This window comes from Eudoraea algarum, from assembly GCF_050589645.1.
GTDB lineage: Bacteria > Bacteroidota > Bacteroidia > Flavobacteriales > Flavobacteriaceae > JBNGOQ01.
In genome coordinates, this window is sequence record NZ_JBNGOQ010000005.1 from 390,407 (window position 1) to 406,994 (window position 16,588).

General features: G+C 37.3%; 16 protein-coding genes. 14 read left to right on the forward strand and 2 right to left on the reverse strand.

Annotated features, from left to right (window positions below; genetic code table 11):
• Positions 1 to 9: 9 nt before the first annotated feature.
• From ACRD67_RS20050 to ACRD67_RS20100, 11 genes are all read left to right on the forward strand, one after another.
• Positions 10 to 1,305, forward strand: a complete 1,296-nt coding sequence (locus ACRD67_RS20050) for a type II toxin-antitoxin system HipA family toxin (RefSeq protein ID WP_430969074.1) — start codon at positions 10 to 12, stop codon at positions 1,303 to 1,305.
• Positions 1,306 to 1,570: 265 nt separating this feature from the next.
• The gene (locus ACRD67_RS20055) at positions 1,571 to 1,864 is read left to right on the forward strand and encodes a hypothetical protein (RefSeq protein WP_430969075.1); all 294 of its coding nucleotides are present in this window, start codon (positions 1,571 to 1,573) and stop codon (positions 1,862 to 1,864) included.
• 71 nt (positions 1,865 to 1,935) lie between these two features.
• The gene (locus ACRD67_RS20060) at positions 1,936 to 3,057 is read left to right on the forward strand and encodes a WD40 repeat domain-containing protein (protein WP_430969076.1); all 1,122 of its coding nucleotides are present in this window, start codon (positions 1,936 to 1,938) and stop codon (positions 3,055 to 3,057) included.
• A 26-nt stretch (positions 3,058 to 3,083) separates the two neighbouring features.
• The gene (locus tag ACRD67_RS20065; protein WP_430969077.1) at positions 3,084 to 3,413 is read left to right on the forward strand and encodes an HNH endonuclease; all 330 of its coding nucleotides are present in this window, start codon (positions 3,084 to 3,086) and stop codon (positions 3,411 to 3,413) included.
• Between the two features lie 59 nt (positions 3,414 to 3,472).
• Positions 3,473 to 4,108 carry an FKBP-type peptidyl-prolyl cis-trans isomerase gene (locus tag ACRD67_RS20070; protein WP_430969078.1) on the forward strand — a complete coding sequence of 212 codons (636 nt, stop codon included), beginning with the start codon at positions 3,473 to 3,475 and terminating at the stop codon, positions 4,106 to 4,108.
• Between the two features lie 20 nt (positions 4,109 to 4,128).
• Positions 4,129 to 4,401, forward strand: coding sequence for a hypothetical protein (locus ACRD67_RS20075; RefSeq protein WP_430969079.1), 273 nt, complete (start codon positions 4,129 to 4,131; stop codon positions 4,399 to 4,401).
• 16 nt (positions 4,402 to 4,417) lie between these two features.
• Positions 4,418 to 5,050 (forward strand): HEAT repeat domain-containing protein, encoded by a 633-nt coding sequence (locus tag ACRD67_RS20080; RefSeq protein WP_430969080.1) that lies wholly within the window; start codon positions 4,418 to 4,420, stop codon positions 5,048 to 5,050.
• A 33-nt stretch (positions 5,051 to 5,083) separates the two neighbouring features.
• The gene (locus ACRD67_RS20085) at positions 5,084 to 5,611 is read left to right on the forward strand and encodes a hypothetical protein (protein WP_430969081.1); all 528 of its coding nucleotides are present in this window, start codon (positions 5,084 to 5,086) and stop codon (positions 5,609 to 5,611) included.
• Between the two features lie 300 nt (positions 5,612 to 5,911).
• Entirely contained in the window at positions 5,912 to 7,687 is a 1,776-nt protein-coding gene (locus ACRD67_RS20090; protein WP_430969082.1) for a WG repeat-containing protein, read from the forward strand.
• Positions 7,688 to 8,529: 842 nt separating this feature from the next.
• Entirely contained in the window at positions 8,530 to 9,261 is a 732-nt protein-coding gene (locus tag ACRD67_RS20095; RefSeq protein ID WP_430969083.1) for a hypothetical protein, read from the forward strand.
• A gap of 41 nt (positions 9,262 to 9,302) precedes the next feature.
• Entirely contained in the window at positions 9,303 to 9,539 is a 237-nt protein-coding gene (locus tag ACRD67_RS20100) for a hypothetical protein (protein ID WP_430969084.1), read from the forward strand.
• A 2-nt stretch (positions 9,540 to 9,541) separates the two neighbouring features.
• On the opposite strand, the gene ACRD67_RS20105 is transcribed toward ACRD67_RS20100, so the two are convergent.
• Positions 9,542 to 11,065 (reverse strand): CRTAC1 family protein, encoded by a 1,524-nt coding sequence (locus ACRD67_RS20105; RefSeq protein WP_430969085.1) that lies wholly within the window; start codon positions 11,063 to 11,065, stop codon positions 9,542 to 9,544.
• A 112-nt stretch (positions 11,066 to 11,177) separates the two neighbouring features.
• On the opposite strand from ACRD67_RS20105, the gene ACRD67_RS20110 reads away from it, so the two are divergent.
• From ACRD67_RS20110 to ACRD67_RS20120, 3 genes are all read left to right on the forward strand, one after another.
• Positions 11,178 to 11,342 carry a hypothetical protein gene (locus tag ACRD67_RS20110; protein ID WP_430969086.1) on the forward strand — a complete coding sequence of 55 codons (165 nt, stop codon included), beginning with the start codon at positions 11,178 to 11,180 and terminating at the stop codon, positions 11,340 to 11,342.
• 163 nt (positions 11,343 to 11,505) lie between these two features.
• Positions 11,506 to 13,449 carry a helix-turn-helix domain-containing protein gene (locus ACRD67_RS20115; RefSeq protein ID WP_430969087.1) on the forward strand — a complete coding sequence of 648 codons (1,944 nt, stop codon included), beginning with the start codon at positions 11,506 to 11,508 and terminating at the stop codon, positions 13,447 to 13,449.
• A 165-nt stretch (positions 13,450 to 13,614) separates the two neighbouring features.
• Positions 13,615 to 15,231, forward strand: coding sequence for a hypothetical protein (locus tag ACRD67_RS20120; protein WP_430969088.1), 1,617 nt, complete (start codon positions 13,615 to 13,617; stop codon positions 15,229 to 15,231).
• A gap of 201 nt (positions 15,232 to 15,432) precedes the next feature.
• On the opposite strand, the gene ACRD67_RS20125 is transcribed toward ACRD67_RS20120, so the two are convergent.
• Positions 15,433 to 16,581, reverse strand: coding sequence for a helix-turn-helix domain-containing protein (locus ACRD67_RS20125; protein ID WP_430969089.1), 1,149 nt, complete (start codon positions 16,579 to 16,581; stop codon positions 15,433 to 15,435).
• Positions 16,582 to 16,588 lie beyond the last annotated feature (7 nt).

Sequence of the window (16,588 nt, forward strand, 5' to 3'; positions counted from 1 at the left end):
CAAATAGAAATGGCACAAGCGGAAATTGAAATATGGGGGATTTATGTGGGTGCTGTAATATGGGATGATAAAAAAAATCTAGCAATCTTTGAATTTGATAAAAAATTCATAAATAAGGAGATTGATTTAGCACCGATTACCATGCCATTAGAACAATTGAAAAGAGGTGATAGAATATATTCATTCCCACAATTGAACGAGATAACATTTAAAAAATTACCAGGAATGTTGGCAGATTCATTGCCTGACAAGTTTGGAAACAAATTGATAAATCTTTGGTTAGCCCAAACAGGAAGGTCCCAAAATGATTTTACTCCGGTTGAAAGATTGTGTTATGTTGGGAAAAGGGCTATGGGGGCATTAGAGTTCAAAAAAGCGTTAGTAAAAGAGAGTATATCCCAAGAAGAGATACAACTTAGTGAATTGGTAGCTATTGCAAATAAAGTCATGTCCCAAAAAGAAGCACTAGACATTTCATTTAAGATAGGCGAAACAAAAGCATTAGAACGAATAATAGCCGTTGGCACTTCTGCTGGAGGAATGAGACCCAAGGCAGTCATTGCAGTTCACAAAAAGAATGGCAAAATAATATCAGGACATGTACAATCAAATGGAAACTACGAACATTGGATTTTAAAATTTGATGGTGTTCAAGATGAAATTTTTGGAGACCCAAGAGGTTATGGAATTATTGAATATGTCTACTATAAAATGGCTACAGACGCAAATATAGAAATGTCTCAGTGCAAGTTGTTGGAAGAAGATTCCAGGTCACATTTTATGACGAAGAGATTTGACAGAAAAAATGGTAAAAAAATTCATATGCAAACACTAACCGGGATAGCTCACTATGATTTTAATGACATAGGATCTACTTCATATGAACAATTGTTCCAGATAATGAGAAAGTTAAAGCTAGGAAACGATGAAATGGAACAAATGTACAGGAGGCTAGTTTTTAACATAGTTGGTAGAAATCAAGATGATCATACAAAAAATGTATCGTTCCTATTGGCTGAAAATGAATCTTGGAAATTATCCCCTGCATACGATATGACCTATAGCTATAACCCTATTAAAGGAAGAAATACCAATAAACACCAAATGTCCGTAAATGGAAAAAGGGAAAACATAGATAAGAAAGATCTGTTAAAAATAGCTCAAGATATAGATATAAAGAAACCTAATGAAATCATAGATCAAGTTAAAGAGGCAGTATCCCAATGGGCGGTATATGCCAAATATTCTGGCCTCGAAAAAGAAAGAATCAAAAAAATTGAACAAAATTTAAAATTAGATCTATGATTGAATAGTTCAAATAAACGATTGCATGTGGTTCAATAATGAAAAATTAAGAAAGATGATTTGGAAGCACCACAAGGACAGCATTCCAATTTACATTGGTATAGTACTACTAGTGCTTTTAATTTTACTGATGTATTATATTGATACATCGTTCTAGGAATTGATACAAAAACAAAAAGTTCAAATAAACGATTGGCGAAAAAGACACCAAGCGGAAATGGATTCACTAATTAAGAACAACAGGCTAGAGTAAGTACCCAAAGTCATGACAGAATTTAATTATGATATTTCTAAATTGGAAATCGACTTTTATGGAGATTCTAAAGTGGATGTTTTTGATGATGATGAATTAGTACTTGAAATTAATAAAATTGACGATTCTTTATGGTTGGTTCAAGCATCATGGATTGAGGATAATTTAATTCTAATTAAGCAAGATTTAGCAAATGAATTAATTAGGTTTATTGGAAGAGAAATAAAAGAAAAGCATGGCACTGAATTACCAGTCGTCTTACATCCAAATTTTTTCCTGCCAATCAATAACTCAAACTCAAATTAATATTTAAAACCTATGTAAACAATGGCTCCTATGAAAAATCAAAATCTAGTTCGATAAAGTTCAAAAAAACGATGAACAGAATAATTTATCTCGTAGTATTCATTTTTACCTGCTCTTGTATTTATGGCCAAGAGTTCAAAAAGGTGAAATCAAAATCAAAACATGCTGAAGAGATTATATCTATAGCTTGCAATGATAATTATTTCGCGACTAGCAGCTACGATAAGTCCATCATAGTATGGAACTATGATGGAAGAATAATTTATAAACACAAATTACTTGAAGGAAAGATTAATTCACTATTGTTTATTCCTAAAAGCAATTCATTGATGGTTGGTATGACTGAAAAAAACAATAATAGCACGCCGAGATTCATAATCAAAAGTTTTGATATAAATGGAAATCAAGAAAATGAGTTTATAGACCCCGAGTTGACTCAAGAATTCGTTAATGAATTCTACAAGAATAATACGGTAAGCGAGCAAAATACACTTAATTCAATAAAAAAATCGTTTCCAACTTTAAGCGTTGTAGAGGGATTAGATATTCCCCAAGCGAAAAATGGTTTATCTCATTTGGAGTTGATACAGCATATTGCCATTTCACCTGAGGGCACGACAATTGCTTCAATTGACAAGTTTAATATTCTCAATATTTGGAGTAAAGGTGGGAAGTTGTTGAAAAACATTCAAATAAATAATCATAAGAAGGATACACAAATCTACTTTACATCTGAAGCAGAATTGCTTATTACACCAAATATCTTTTTAGATATTAATAGCCTAGACACTAAACTGATTGATGGATTTGAAATGTATTCAAGTATCATTTTTGATGATATGATTTATTTTTTCTTTGACTATAATGATAAAAGTCGGACTGAAAAGTTGTTCCAGCTAGAAAGCAAAAGCGTTAAAGAAATGGACAAGAGTAAATTTTACTCATTTGAAGCGGCCAGATCAAAAACAAAGCTATCCTTGTTAGGCACAGATGGTTTAATTCGTGTTATAGATAGTGAAGGAACATTACTATCGACTTTTGGAAGAGAAAAGAAAGAGACTAGTATTTTTCGAGGTGAAAGACTTACTGTTTTTAGTAATATTAGTAAAATTGGATTTTCTCCAGACGGAAGACATATAGTATCTGGTGACGAGAATGGAAAAGTTGTTATCTGGAAAGCTCAATTAAACTAAAGTTCAAAAAAAACGATGTTCAGACAATGGCTTATTTATCATTAGACATTGGTGCAGACATTAAACTTTTACTCCTCCTGTTAGGAGTTGGTCTAGTTCCTTGGCTAATTAAACGGTGGAGGTTCAACTTAAAGCGAAAAAGTCGTCGGAATTATTATCGTAATACCTATTTAAAATCCGACGAATGGAAAAGGAAACGCTATGTAGTTCTTAAACGGGATAACTGGAAATGTGTCTACTGTGGTAAACGAGCAACACAGGTTCATCATAAAAAATATGCGAAAAAGAACATCGGAAAAGAACCAATAAAATGGCTGGTTTCAATTTGCAAGTCTTGTCACGATAAATTACATTAACAAAAAATCCGGAGAACAACAACAAACGGATTCTGACGGAAGTTCAATAAAAGGATTTCATGAATAAAACTATAATATTCAACTTGCTGTTAACACTGAGTATGCCATTGATTAGCATATCTCAAAAAGACTCAACATTCTATTCAAATGGTGTATTGAAGAGTAAACCGGTTTTAGATGAATATGGAGTTTTGAAGTCCGTTATTTACTACTATGAAAATAGAGACTTAAATGCGGAGTTTTTTTATGAACCTTCTGGCGCCCTAAGTGACATATATGTATTGGACGAAAAAGGAGACACAATTCAAAGGAGCGATATTCCAAAATTAAAATTGCAGCCCAAGAAAGATTTGAGTTGGATTAAATGGAAAAGTATCAGAAAAGGGTTGCAGTATAATCTTCAGGAAAATGGGAATAGCGAATTGATTAAACCTGGTGACACTGTTCGAATATCATATGTTGGATATTTTATAAATGGTGGCCAATTTGACAATACAGAAATTACGGGTAACAGGTTTGAAATGGTTGTAGGTGATGATAAGTATTTAGAGAGTTTTCAAGAAGGTCTGCTGAAATTTGGCAAAGGTTCCAAAGGATATTTAAAAATTGATCCAGAATTGGCGTACGGAGAAAAAGCATACGGTAATATTCCTCCTAATTCTACTTTAGTTTACGAACTGAAAGTGATTGAATAGGTAAAAGTTCAAAAAAAAGGATGAAAAGCACTGTATATATGCTATTAACTCTAATTGTATGTTTATCATGCAAAAAAGAGAAGAAGAGTAACTTGTATATTATTAAAAATGAAATTGCCTATCCAATGACTAAAGGCCAAGTAATTAAGAAAATAGGCCTACCTGATAGTGTTACAACTGAAGATTTTGATACTGGGAGTTTCGGGATTAAGAATCGAGAAATATACCACTACAATAGTCAACAATTAATTTTTTCTCCTCATGGAGTATATAAAGGTTTAAAGTCTAAATAAACGATAACCATGGTATATGATTGATTTTATGAAATCAGAATATCAAAAGCTAAATGATAAACTCAACGAACTGGGAGTACCGAATCACGAATTTTTAAGTGTTAAAGGCACTTCAGTTGACACCTTAGTTAATACTAAGTGGCCCAGAAAGCCATATGCTGAAATCTTATTGGAATACTTACCCAAACTTTCGAAAAACGAGCAGGAAACGGTGGTTAGGGCTCTTTCAGTAAAGGGTAATAACGTTGCCTGCAACCCACTGCTTGAGATGTTTTACTCAAAAGAAACTTACTCCAAGACATTCTTATGGGTAGTGGGAAACGCCCTTTCTATAATTAATGATAAAAGTTCTTATCCTGAAATAATAGAAATATGTAAAAACCAAAAAAATGGAATCGCAAGACAAATGCTTTTTCTGATGGTATTACCAAGAATCAAGACAGATGAAGCATATCAGGTTCTTTTAGATGGCTTAAACGATAAAGATGTTAAGGGACATGCCTTGGATGGTCTAGGAAAATTTGGCAACATAGATGCTATCGATGTTATAGAGAATATCGAAGTTGAGAAAGGAAAGAATGAGTTTAAAGCTAAAGAACGAGCCTTAAAAAAACTTAGAAAAAAATTAGAGCAAAGAAAAGTTCAATAAAACGATAATCGCCTTTACCTTCAATTTCTTGAAATGACTGTTTTAGATTTAGAAAACTCCAAACCCTTTGAGCAAATCACCTACAACGATCTACTTGGTTGTAATGAATGGAGAGACAAAAGAAAAGAAATTCTTAAAAGAGACTTTAGTAGATGCAATAAGTGCCGTAAATCAATGACTGTAAAGTTATGGCTTGGTCCTAAGGAACATATTAATATTATCGATGATGATAGCCAAAATTATAAACTTACTGGTAGGAACTTAAATGAATCAGTAAATCTTGAAGTACATCACAGTTATTATATAGTTAATTGTTTTCCTTGGAATTATCCCAATGAGTCTCTCTTAACGGTTTGTAGGGATTGCCACCAAAAAATTCATGATGAATGCAAAATTCCAATTTGGGATGAGAATATGGCCAATAAAATGAAATTTGGTGAATGCGAACGATGTTTAGGCAAGGGTTATATTTCACAGTATCATTATTTTCAAAATGGTAGATGTTTCAAATGTGGAGGGTCTGGCCATAATATACCTTTTGAATATAAAAAAGAACTTTAAATTGTCTCTTTGTTGTAAATTCAGATGAAACTTTAAAGTATAAATAAAGGATTAAAAACAATGGATAATTACGAAAAACTAAAGGGAAGTATTAGCATTTTGGATTCTTTATTAGATAGTACGTTAGATACTAGTGTAAAGCTGTTGATTGAACAATCAGTCAGGATGCAGAAAGATGCTTTAGAAGAACTAAAGTTTAAATAAAGGATTACCAATCACATCGGTTTTATTCCTTTTTGGAGGTATATAGATGTTTTTTACGTGAATATAAACCAGTTAGCAAAAAGGCGAAGCAAACAAATGAACAAATTTCTAAACTTCATATTTATACTCTTCTTTGTGGTTTCTTGCAAACCGAAAAACTCGGATTTAAATACGACTGAGTCTCAAAGTTTCAAACGAATAATGGGTAAAAAATCTTGGGGATTTGTGAATCAAGATGGAGATACTGTTATACCTCTGAATAAATACAACTTTCTAAATCCAATTGACGAAGAAGGAATGATATTGGCCCAGTCAAATGAGAAAAGTGGATACATAAATATTGTTCAGGACACCCTGATACCATTCAAATATGAAGATTTGAGTGTATTTTCAAATGGTCTTGCACCGGCTAAACTAAAAGGAAAATATGGATTCATTGACAGAAAAGGGAATGTTGTAATACCATTTGAGTATGAAACGGAAAGTCATTTTTACAAATGCGGATTAGCAAAAGCTCAAAAAAATAATGGGTCTGGATTTATCGACAAAACCGGGAAAGTGATAATCCCTTTGGAATTTGAAAAAGTACGATATAACAAAGCTGACCAACTTGTTTGTGCGATGAAAAATGGAAAATGGGCATTTTTCTCGTGTGAAGGCAAACAGCTTACTGAATTTGAATTTGACCAGATAACAGAATCGCCATATTCAGAATCAAGCTACACGTACTTCGAGAGTGGTTTATGTCGAGTTACGAAAAACGGCAAACAGGGTTATATTGATTCGAGTTTTGAAATGGTGATTCCTTTCGGGAAATATGAAGAATCTCAACCCTTTGACTTAGCAAAAAGAGCTGTGGTCAAAACAAAAGGAAAGTACGGTCTTATCAATACCAGCGATAAATTTGTTTTGGAACCTAAATTTGAGTCAATTGAATATTTTAACTATCCATCAGGTAGATATAAAGTAATGTATGACAACAAATATGGTATTGTAGACTCCTTAGGGCAACAAATATTACCGACCCAATATCTAGAAATTACACCAAACTACTTTCAACTTGATACCTTGCGAAAAGGAATACTAATTCTAAAAAGGAATATTGGGAAAACAAGTGTTACAGATTACGATGGGAAAGTTATAATATCAGAAAAATATGATGATATCGGAATATTTGAGGTTCATCAAAATGTAAGCTATTCAATAGTAAGAAAAAAAGGAAGATATGGATTAATTAATCACCTCGATGAAATCCTATTGCCAGTAGAGAATGACTTTATAGAAAGAAGGAGGTGGTTCAACTATCTCATTGTGAAAAACAATGGATTTCAAGGCCTCTTTTCAAAAAATGGCAAAGAAATATTTCAAAAAAAGTATGAGCAAATTAACCCTTGTCATTACGATGATAATGAAAGATTCATAGTTAAACAGAACGGACTATTTGGCATTATTGACATAAAAGAAAACGAAATAATTCCAATCGAATACGAAGAAATATCTAATTGGGTTGAATATGGCCCAAAAGAACATTTTGTCACGAAAAATGGAAAAAAGGGATTAGTAAGTAGAGACGGGAAAATTGTAATTCCAACTCAATATGATGAGATTTTTGTAGATAACTCAACACTAATCAAGGTAAAAAATGATGGACTTTATGGAACAGTTGATTGGAATAACAAAATAGTTCATCCTATCAAATATGAACAGATTTTATGGGAATGGCCATATTTGACACAAAAACCATTGGACACAATTTATGTCAAAGAAAATGGAAAGTACCTTTCTATGGATAAAAGTGGAAAAGTGATTGAATCAATGGTAAGTAAGAAGCTGATTGATGAAAAGTTTGGGTATTTATTGGAATATGAATAAAATGCCAAGTTGCTAACAATGTGTATGAGTAATAGTGGTTTAAGTAAAAAAACGAAAGTACAAACATATAACAAAGGTCAGCGCAAAACCGAAAGGTAAGTGAGTACAAACCCGCTAATACTCATACACTAGCCCGTAGCCAAAGTTCAAATAAAGGATTCAATGGCACACATAAAATCTTAAGCTAATTGGACAACTGATTAAAACATGAAGCTGGAAATCGGAATTCTTATTTTGGGGATTATTCTATTTGTTTTGGGTCAAATTTTATCTGACAAATATGATAAGAGACAATCTAAGAGAAATCAAAATTTAGGCGAGTTTTTTCAGCTAGATACTCAGCTACTTGCAAATGGTTTTATATTAATTCTTGTCTCGTTATATTTCATATTTTTTAAATGATAGATTAAGAATGAGTTTAGCCAAAGTTCAAATAAACGATTGATAATGAGTAAAAATACCATAAAACCATACCAGCGATCTTTGAATCAACTAAAGTTTGAAAAAGCCAGAGAGGAGTATGCAGATAGAGAGATCCTAATGGAACTATTATATTCCAACTGGATTATTCAACAAAAGAGTGAAAGAAATAGGAAGAATATCAGTATCATAACATGGATTCTTATAATTTATGTGATTATGTCAATTCTAATAGGGATATTGGTGGGTTTAGGTATAGATATTGTTTAACCATATCAGAAAATGTTGCCAAACTTTATCAAAGTTTAAAAAAAGGATGACCACAACCATATAAACAAACTGCAGCTAATTTGATAAAAGGGCTTTTACTTCAGATATTGTTTTTGCCTTTATTCAGTTTTTTTTGTGTTGGACAAACTTCAATGCATACCGAAATAACTAGAATTGATTTACCTGAGGCTTATGTTTTAAAGGTTGGTGAGGCAAAAGAAATTATTGTTACTAGGAAAGTCAATCCTGGTCAGGAATATTCATATTCCGACAAAACCATTTACACTTTCCCAGAAAAATCGATAATCCGCACAACATACTTTAAAGATTCTGAACTTGAATCCACAAGAGAATTTTCTGTAGATTCATTGAATAGAGTTTTAAAAAACACGACAAGGTTCAAACACAAGGCCTTAGGTTGGAGAACTTCAAAATACGAAACGGTTTACAAAGAAAAAATCAAGGATTTAAGAATCCTAAATCAAGATGGTTCTTTAAATTATACAATGAGAATTATCTTGAATGATAACAATAATCCAATTGAAATAAGAACCTTAAACACGGATAACCAGTTATTGGGATTATCCACAGCTGAGTATGATTATAAAAATTATAGCTTCACCTATAAAGTTTATAGAGAAGATGGTTCAATCGTTTTGAATAAAACGGAATCTTTCATAAAAGACTATGAGATTAAAAGAAATGAATTCGGAGACCTAACAGAATTTTTCTGGCCTACTTCAAGTTCTGACATTAAATACATAGTTGATTATAAATATGATGACAAAGGCAATTGGATTAAAATGAAAAAAGTACAGATTGACGGTAAAAACAAAAAAACAACAGAAGTAATTAATCGAAAAATCAAATATTTAAAAAACTAGTAGAACTTTTAGCAAAGTTAAAAAAACCTACAACTGTATACATGAATATAGATGAACTTGCTAGAAAGGAACTGGAACTCTATTTTAAAACAGGACTGCTTAAAGGAACCATTGAAGAAAGGTCTGATCAAATTGTCTACATTGGAATAGCCAAGGAATACCGAGCAATTCATCAAGAATATTCGATCTTGAAACAAAACAAGACCGGCGGCGCCAGCCGTTGGACGTTCTATTTTCACCTAAGGCCGCTAAGGAAAACCAAAACACAGATTGACTAACCTTATTTCACTGATAAAAATTCCCCTTCTTCTACAGCGGTATAATGGACATTTGGTCTGGGGTCTAGATGCGTATCGGTTCGGCCAGACGGCCAAATAATCTTCAATGAATCTATTAGGGGAACTTCTCCCAGACCAAAATGTAGTTCGTAATCGTTTTGACTTCCATAACCTGTTACCGGATACATCCATCGATATTGTACCTTTTGATTTGAAAATAATAAGACTTTGGCTCCAATCCCATAACTATTGCTCTGTTTCCCTTTTAGTCTCAAGGCAATCCAGTTCTTGCCCACTGTCTTATTTTCATAAAATCTATTGACCTGATCCCCACTTCCCCAATTGGCTACAAAAAGGTCTAGATCGCCATCTCTATCAAAATCGGCATGTGCAACTCCGGCCGAAGTATCGGCATGTTTTTTTAAGTGTCCGCTGAAGTCTTGCAGAAAGTTGCCATTCCCATCATTCAGATAAAAGAAATTGTACATCTCTGGCCTATAGGTACCGTTGGCTACGTAGAGATCAAGATCTCCGTCATTGTCATAATCGCCCCATGAGTGACCTTTGGAGGCACCCCCGACCTGCTCGGCCACCGCACCTTTTTTTACGGGCCCAAGGTTTCCGAAACCATCGTTGGTATACAGAAAATTCTTTTTGTCAAAATTGGCCAGGAAAAGATCCATATCACCGTCATCATCATAATCCGCCCAAGACACACCATAAGAGTACCCTATATCTTCTACTAAGTGCCCCTTTTCTACTTTTTGAAAATCCCAATTACCAAGGTTCACATAATATTCATTGGTAGTTTGGGCATTGGCCACGTAGAACTCCGGTAAGCCGTCTCCGTTGGCATCGCCACAAGCACAGGCACGACCTCTACCGGTACCACTATTGAGCATATGGCCTTCCATCTGTTCAAACTGGCCGTCCCCCTTATTTTTAAAGACCAGATTGCTGCCACGTCCAGAGGAAACCACAAAAACATCCAGATCACCATCCCCTTCAATGTCGGCCCAACATGCCATGGATGCACTTATGCCTTCTGCGGTAAGCGGGTGATCCATAATTCTGGTAAACCCCAGATTGTCGTAGTTGTTGAACAGAAAATTGGGCTCGCTTCCCCGGGACACGATATAGAGGTCCAGATCATGGTCGTTATCATAATCCACCCAATTCACCCCCTGGGAGTTCCCGCCATGCTTTACTACTTCGGCAATCACTTTCACATCGCCCGTGTCATCGGTCATCTTTTTAAAGCTGCCGTTTCCGTTGTTTCGGTAGAGGGCATTCCATTGGCCGTTGGAGTTGGCAACATACAGGTCGGGATCACCATCTGCATCATAGTCGCCCCAGGCAACACCTCGAGACAGACCACCGTCTGTGGCGATCCGGCCCAATTTGATCTCTTGAAAAATAGATGGAGCTTCTTCGTTTTGGTTATTTGTTGACATCTGGTCCGTAGCACAGGCGCTTAAAAAGAGGAGCATGCTGCTGGTAAGGAAGGATTTAAAGTTAGATCGCATAGGTTAAATCGTTTATTGCTTATAGGCGAATATAATCTTAATTTTCATATTAAGTTTTAAAGGTTATGTTAATTTTGGTCCTGCAAAGAAGATCCCAACATCATTTATTCTGATGAAGGAGAACGGCAAAGCGACCTTTGAAGAATGGGGTTCAAATAGAGCTATCGCAAGAGGGTGGAAAGTGTATGAAATGGAAGGGGGCCACTATTCGATGAGCGATCAACCCCATAATTTGGTAGCGCTATTGGAGCTTATTCTGAAAAACCGACCTGCCTAAAGCCTTGTACCGACTTCATAGGTTGGTTAACAACCTTATCTGGATTACTCACTCAGGATTGTGGATAAACCAATGTATTCATCCTATAGGTCGTAGAAGTGATTTTAGTGGCCAAATTTTAGTACCTTTAAGAAGGTTCTCCCCTGATGAATTTGTGAGGTACATGGAAAAGTTTGGAGATGAAAATCTTGGTCAGGATCAAGTTTTACTCAGAAAACTTGGTGACATTGTCCTAGAGAACTTGGGCGATGAAGATTTCAGTGTCCAGACCCTGGCCCTCGTTTATGGCATTAGCCGTTCCCAGTTGCACCGCAAGCTAAAAAGGATAAGCGGACAGTCCGTAAGTCAATTTATTCGGGAAATAAGGCTCAATGAAGCAATGAAAATGCTTAAGAACGATGAAGCCTCTGTTTCTGAGATTGCTTACAAGGTAGGCTTTAGCAGTACTTCCTATTTCAACACCTGTTTTCACAACCGCTATGGCTATTCACCTGGTAAGGCAAAACACCATATAGATGTAGAAGAGAATGGTTCGGTCGAAACGCCCATAACCTCAAAAGAAAAAACCTCTTCTTCGGACAAAAGTGTGGAAAGAGAGGGAAGCGACGCCAGTAAAAAAACCTCGGCCACAAGACAATGGTTAATGATTACCACGCTGGTCGCAGTACTTCTTTTGGTATTTCTAACCATCAATTGGTCAAAACAAACAAGTACCTCCCCAAAGGCACTAAAATCAATCGCAATTTTACCGTTGGATCATTTATCGGACAATACGGAGCAAGAATACCTAACGGCCGGTATTCATGATGCGTTGATAGGGGAGTTGGGTACCATTAAAGGGCTAAGGGTAATTTCAAGAGTATCCACCTTGCAATACCAAAACCGGGATGGACTAATGAAGGACATTGCAAATGAGCTTGGGGTCGATGCCATTATTGAGGGTTCGGTCGTATTCCAGGGCGATAGTCTAAGACTGCAATTGCAGTTGATAGATGTCTATCCCGAGGAGAAGCATATATGGGCAGAGGATTATCATCGAAGCATCAATGAAATCCTTTCCTTGCAAAGTAAGGTTATCGAAGACATAGCAAACTCCATTAAGATTAGTTTGACCAAGGAAGACAAAGAACAACTGATTTCACATCAAAATTCCAATCCCGAAACCTATAAGGCCTATCTGAGGGGCATGCACTACCTTACCAAATCCAACGCTGAAGATTTTAGCAAGGGTCTTGAATACTTGCACCAAGCCGTGGAAATTGACCCCGCAGACCCCATTGCCTATGCCGGATTGGCCGAGGGTTACGCGCTTCTGGGACATGGGCCAGATCCCATGAATTCGCCTTGGCACAGAGGTAAGGCCGCTGCCTTAAAAGCCCTGGAGCTAAACCCTAAATCCGCAAAGGCCCATTCCGCTTTGGCCATGATCCAATTATACTACGAACGGGATTGGAAAGCCGCAGAGCGCTCATTCGCAACTGCCGAGCAATTGAACCCCAATCTGCCCTACAATCGCTACCACAATGCTTGGTATCTGATTCTTTTGGGAAAATGGGAAGAAGCCATTCATGAACATCAACTGGCGAAGCAATTGGACCCCTTGGCTCCAATGATCAGTTCCGATATGGGACTGCTTTACTACATGATGGGCAATTATGACAAAGCAATCCAGGAAGTGGAAGAGGCACTGGAAATGGATAAGGAGTTTGCCCCGGCTTGGAAAACCTTGGGTGATATCTATATTGCAAAAGGATGGTATGAGAAGGGCATTGCGGCCCATCAAAAGGCCATTGAGATCAACCCAGCTTCTTTATGGGCTTTGGGTACGGCCTATGCCAGTATGGGAAATAATGAAAAAGCCCTTGAAATTGCGGGTCAATTGAGCAAGGGACAAGTGACCTCCAGAAACGCCTTCGGACTTATTGCGATTTACGCCTTACTTGGTAAAAACAATGAAGCTTTTAAATGGTTACTTCACAGGCCATCAGACGTTTATGTGCCCTGGCTCAGGGTTTGGCCAGGCATCGACGCTTTTAGAAAAGACCCCAGGTTTCAAGAATTTCTTATCGATTTAAATTTACCTCCAACCGCTGTTTCTGCAACATAGTTTAAATAATTCAACATAATGGGATTAAAAATTTAAACGAATCACTACATAGTCAAAACTATCTTCACACGCTTTTTTAGACCTTTGGGATAAGCGTTCGCTGTATGATTGGCCAATCATTCTCAATGTTTAATCAGGTCGTAACGACCAAAAAATCTTTTAATTATGAAAACTGCAAACATGTTTTCCAGGAATTTTATGGCCAAATCTTTTCTAAGTATGGTCCTGTTAGTGGCTATAGGCTGTGATAACAGCGATGAGCAAGAGTACATCTCCATCGATCCGGCATCGGATGATGGTGAATGGGTAACTTTTATGGAAGACCTATCCTATGAATCCCTTGTTTTGGTGGAGGATCAAGATGAACTAAGTGAGGCTCTACAACAAGTATCCGAAGGAGATTTGGTTTTTTTTGAAGAGAAGGACACCAGGGATACCCAAGATCTCCAAAGCACAAATGGGGCCTTACTGGCCGTATCGGGACTTGATAAAGGACAAATGACCATCAAGGATATATCCGATAAGGGTGCTGTGCAAAAACCTTCCCAAACTGAATTTAAACACAGAGGTCAATATAGGAGAAGTTGCCGTATCCTTGAAATCAAAAGGTCTGTGCTTTCAGGAGACATTGCCCATTACCAAATTTTGGTCCGTATGGGCAAGGGCCCCTATGATATTGTACGGATCCATCGCGTGGTAAGAGAAGCGAGAAAGTACCGTCCTGTACGAACTTCGGGCAATGTTTTTATGGTACACGGGTCATCGCAAGACTTTGATGACATTTTTCTTCGCCCGGGAGTGGATACGCCCAATGAACAAAACTCCTCGCCCTATTTTTTGGCCTCGCAAAATATTGATGTTTGGGGCATTGATCTGGGCTGGACCCTGGTACCTTTGGAAACCACGGACTTCTCTTCTTTTCAAGACTGGGGCACGACCAAAGATACCAGGCACGTTATGAAATCGATGGCCATCGCCCGATTGGTAAGGGGATTGACCAGACAGGGTTTTGGGCGAATGAATTTATTGGGCTTTAGCTACGGCGGATTCCTTACCTATAACGCTGCTTATAAGGAAACTCGCCAGCATAGAATTCTAAGGGATATCAAAGGGATTATTCCGGCAGATTGGGCGATGCTATATAGCCCTGAAGACGATGCGTACCGGGAAAATATTTGTAACGCTGGTCGTGCGGCAGAAGCGAACTACTTGGACGGGGTTTACCAAACCAGCAATGGAGCTGCTTTTGCAGCGGTTGGCGGGGCTGCCCTATCGGACCCAACCGGGGATTCTCCCTTTGCACCGGGCCTTACAAATTATCAATTTGCCATAGTCGCCGCCGCTGTACCCGGCCCTTCACCTCAAGCACCCAACTGGCACTTTTTAGGGGGCGAATTTGATGGACAGGCCCCAACAGGGCTTTTATACACCGATACGGAACGATGGTTTAAACTATTGGTTTCCTTAGCGCCTCATCAACCAACCTACAATGCGGTCGAAGGATTTGGTAAATTCTGTGAAGAAAACGTAAGTACTGTTGAAAAACAACTGAATAGGATTAAAATACCCATCCTTTATCTTGGTGCGGCTGGCGGTTTTGGAGAACAGGGCGTTTACAGTACCAGCGTAACAAGTAGTAAGGATGTCAGTATACATATTGCCAGCAAACAACCTGATGAGCTACGTGCAATAGATTATGGCCATGCGGATATGTTCATGGCAGAAGATGCTGCACAAATGGTTTGGGAACCGCTCAGGAATTGGTTGGTCGACCACAAGTGAAGATTACAGTGGATAATTCTTTAATAGGATAAGAATATAGTGTTAGTGGGGTTAGTGTTTGAAAAAGGCTCGGTTTTTAAAGCTGAGCCTTTTCATATTTTCTCCAATCTCGGAATACAATGAAACCTGCATCAATAGTGGTTCTACTTATACCATGCGAAGTATGGGAAAACCGAACGTATTTACACGAAACATCTTTCCTCAAGAGACCTTTTCCCCACGGGTCGCACTAATATAAGAAGTGGGCGTCTCACCGGTTAGCTTCTTAAAGACATTATTAAACGAAGATTTGGAATTAAAGCCGCATTCCAACGCCAAGCCCAATACGGTGTACTTTTTTGAATCCTCGGAAGTAATCCTATCCTTAAATTCCTTGACACGATACGAATTGATGTAATCGGAAAAATTCATCCGTAACCGTTCATTGATGATCTGGGACAAGTGATTGGAGGAAATATCCAATTGATCCGAAAGTGATGTCAGCGTCAATTTTGGATTCAAATAGGGGGTATCGGATTTCATATAGGCCTCAAGGCGATTTAAATACACCTTTGCCGTTTCTTCCTTTAAACCCGAATGGGCATAGGGGGTAAATACGTTCCAGTCCTGATATTTAAAAACCTCAGTGGTATCACTATCCGATATAGGGGTCGATTGCACAAATAAATGGGTCCGCTTTAAACCCAAATACCCAAGGGCTATCATGAAAACTGCGAATACCAACAATCCCGTATTTTGCAGGTCGGCCATATTGGTCAAGGTCGATACGGCAACGATAGACCAAAGTACCAAGTACCCCAACACCAGGTTTCTTAACCAAAACAGGCCGTTATTTTTTAGCGACCGTATCTGTGACCTCCATTTGATCAGGTAGGTGTTGAGTTTTATTAAACTCAAAACCAGGTAGGATGCCACAATAAGGGCATGGACCATCGCCAAGATCAGAATGGTTGTATTTTGAAAGGCCAGTTGACGGTCCCGGGTACCGGTATAGAGCTCTATTTTGGTATCACCGCCCAAAACAAAGAAAGGAATGGAGGCTATGAGGCCAATAAAAAAAGGAATTAAAAACAGAAAATAGGTTTTTTTAAAAGGGTCGTTAACTATGGCCAATACATAGATATAGAGTAGCGAAGTATGTAGTAATGGAAAGAAATCCAAAACCCCTAGGATATGGGGATAGATCAGGTAAATTTCTATTTCCATTCCGTATTGAAAGGTAAATTCGATTGCCGTTAACAACAGCCAAATGCCTAAAAGGGTATTGGGAATGTTGTTGTGCCGTTTGCTTAGGATCAATACCGCCAAAAGCAAACAAACCGATGAGGCGACTATGAATATCAAGTGCATGGACCGT

Excerpts from the sequence above, each read along its gene's own strand:
- ACRD67_RS20105 (WP_430969085.1), bottom strand. The coding sequence starts at position 11,065 with ATGCGATCTAACTTTAAATCCTTCCTTACCAGCAGCATGCTCCTCTTT.
- ACRD67_RS20090 (WP_430969082.1), top strand. The coding sequence starts at position 5,912 with ATGAACAAATTTCTAAACTTCATATTTATACTCTTCTTTGTGGTTTCT.
- ACRD67_RS20075 (WP_430969079.1), top strand. The coding sequence starts at position 4,129 with ATGAAAAGCACTGTATATATGCTATTAACTCTAATTGTATGTTTATCA.
- ACRD67_RS20070 (WP_430969078.1), top strand. The coding sequence starts at position 3,473 with ATGAATAAAACTATAATATTCAACTTGCTGTTAACACTGAGTATGCCA.
- ACRD67_RS20080 (WP_430969080.1), top strand. The coding sequence starts at position 4,418 with ATGATTGATTTTATGAAATCAGAATATCAAAAGCTAAATGATAAACTC.
- ACRD67_RS20055 (WP_430969075.1), top strand. The coding sequence starts at position 1,571 with ATGACAGAATTTAATTATGATATTTCTAAATTGGAAATCGACTTTTAT.
- ACRD67_RS20065 (WP_430969077.1), top strand. The coding sequence starts at position 3,084 with ATGGCTTATTTATCATTAGACATTGGTGCAGACATTAAACTTTTACTC.
- ACRD67_RS20100 (WP_430969084.1), top strand. The coding sequence starts at position 9,303 with ATGAATATAGATGAACTTGCTAGAAAGGAACTGGAACTCTATTTTAAA.
- ACRD67_RS20085 (WP_430969081.1), top strand. The coding sequence starts at position 5,084 with ATGACTGTTTTAGATTTAGAAAACTCCAAACCCTTTGAGCAAATCACC.
- ACRD67_RS20110 (WP_430969086.1), top strand. The coding sequence starts at position 11,178 with ATGAAGGAGAACGGCAAAGCGACCTTTGAAGAATGGGGTTCAAATAGA.
- ACRD67_RS20120 (WP_430969088.1), top strand. The coding sequence starts at position 13,615 with ATGAAAACTGCAAACATGTTTTCCAGGAATTTTATGGCCAAATCTTTT.
- ACRD67_RS20115 (WP_430969087.1), top strand. The coding sequence starts at position 11,506 with ATGGAAAAGTTTGGAGATGAAAATCTTGGTCAGGATCAAGTTTTACTC.
- ACRD67_RS20125 (WP_430969089.1), bottom strand. The coding sequence starts at position 16,581 with ATGCACTTGATATTCATAGTCGCCTCATCGGTTTGTTTGCTTTTGGCG.
- ACRD67_RS20095 (WP_430969083.1), top strand. The coding sequence starts at position 8,530 with ATGCATACCGAAATAACTAGAATTGATTTACCTGAGGCTTATGTTTTA.
- ACRD67_RS20060 (WP_430969076.1), top strand. The coding sequence starts at position 1,936 with ATGAACAGAATAATTTATCTCGTAGTATTCATTTTTACCTGCTCTTGT.
- ACRD67_RS20050 (WP_430969074.1), top strand. The coding sequence starts at position 10 with ATGGCACAAGCGGAAATTGAAATATGGGGGATTTATGTGGGTGCTGTA.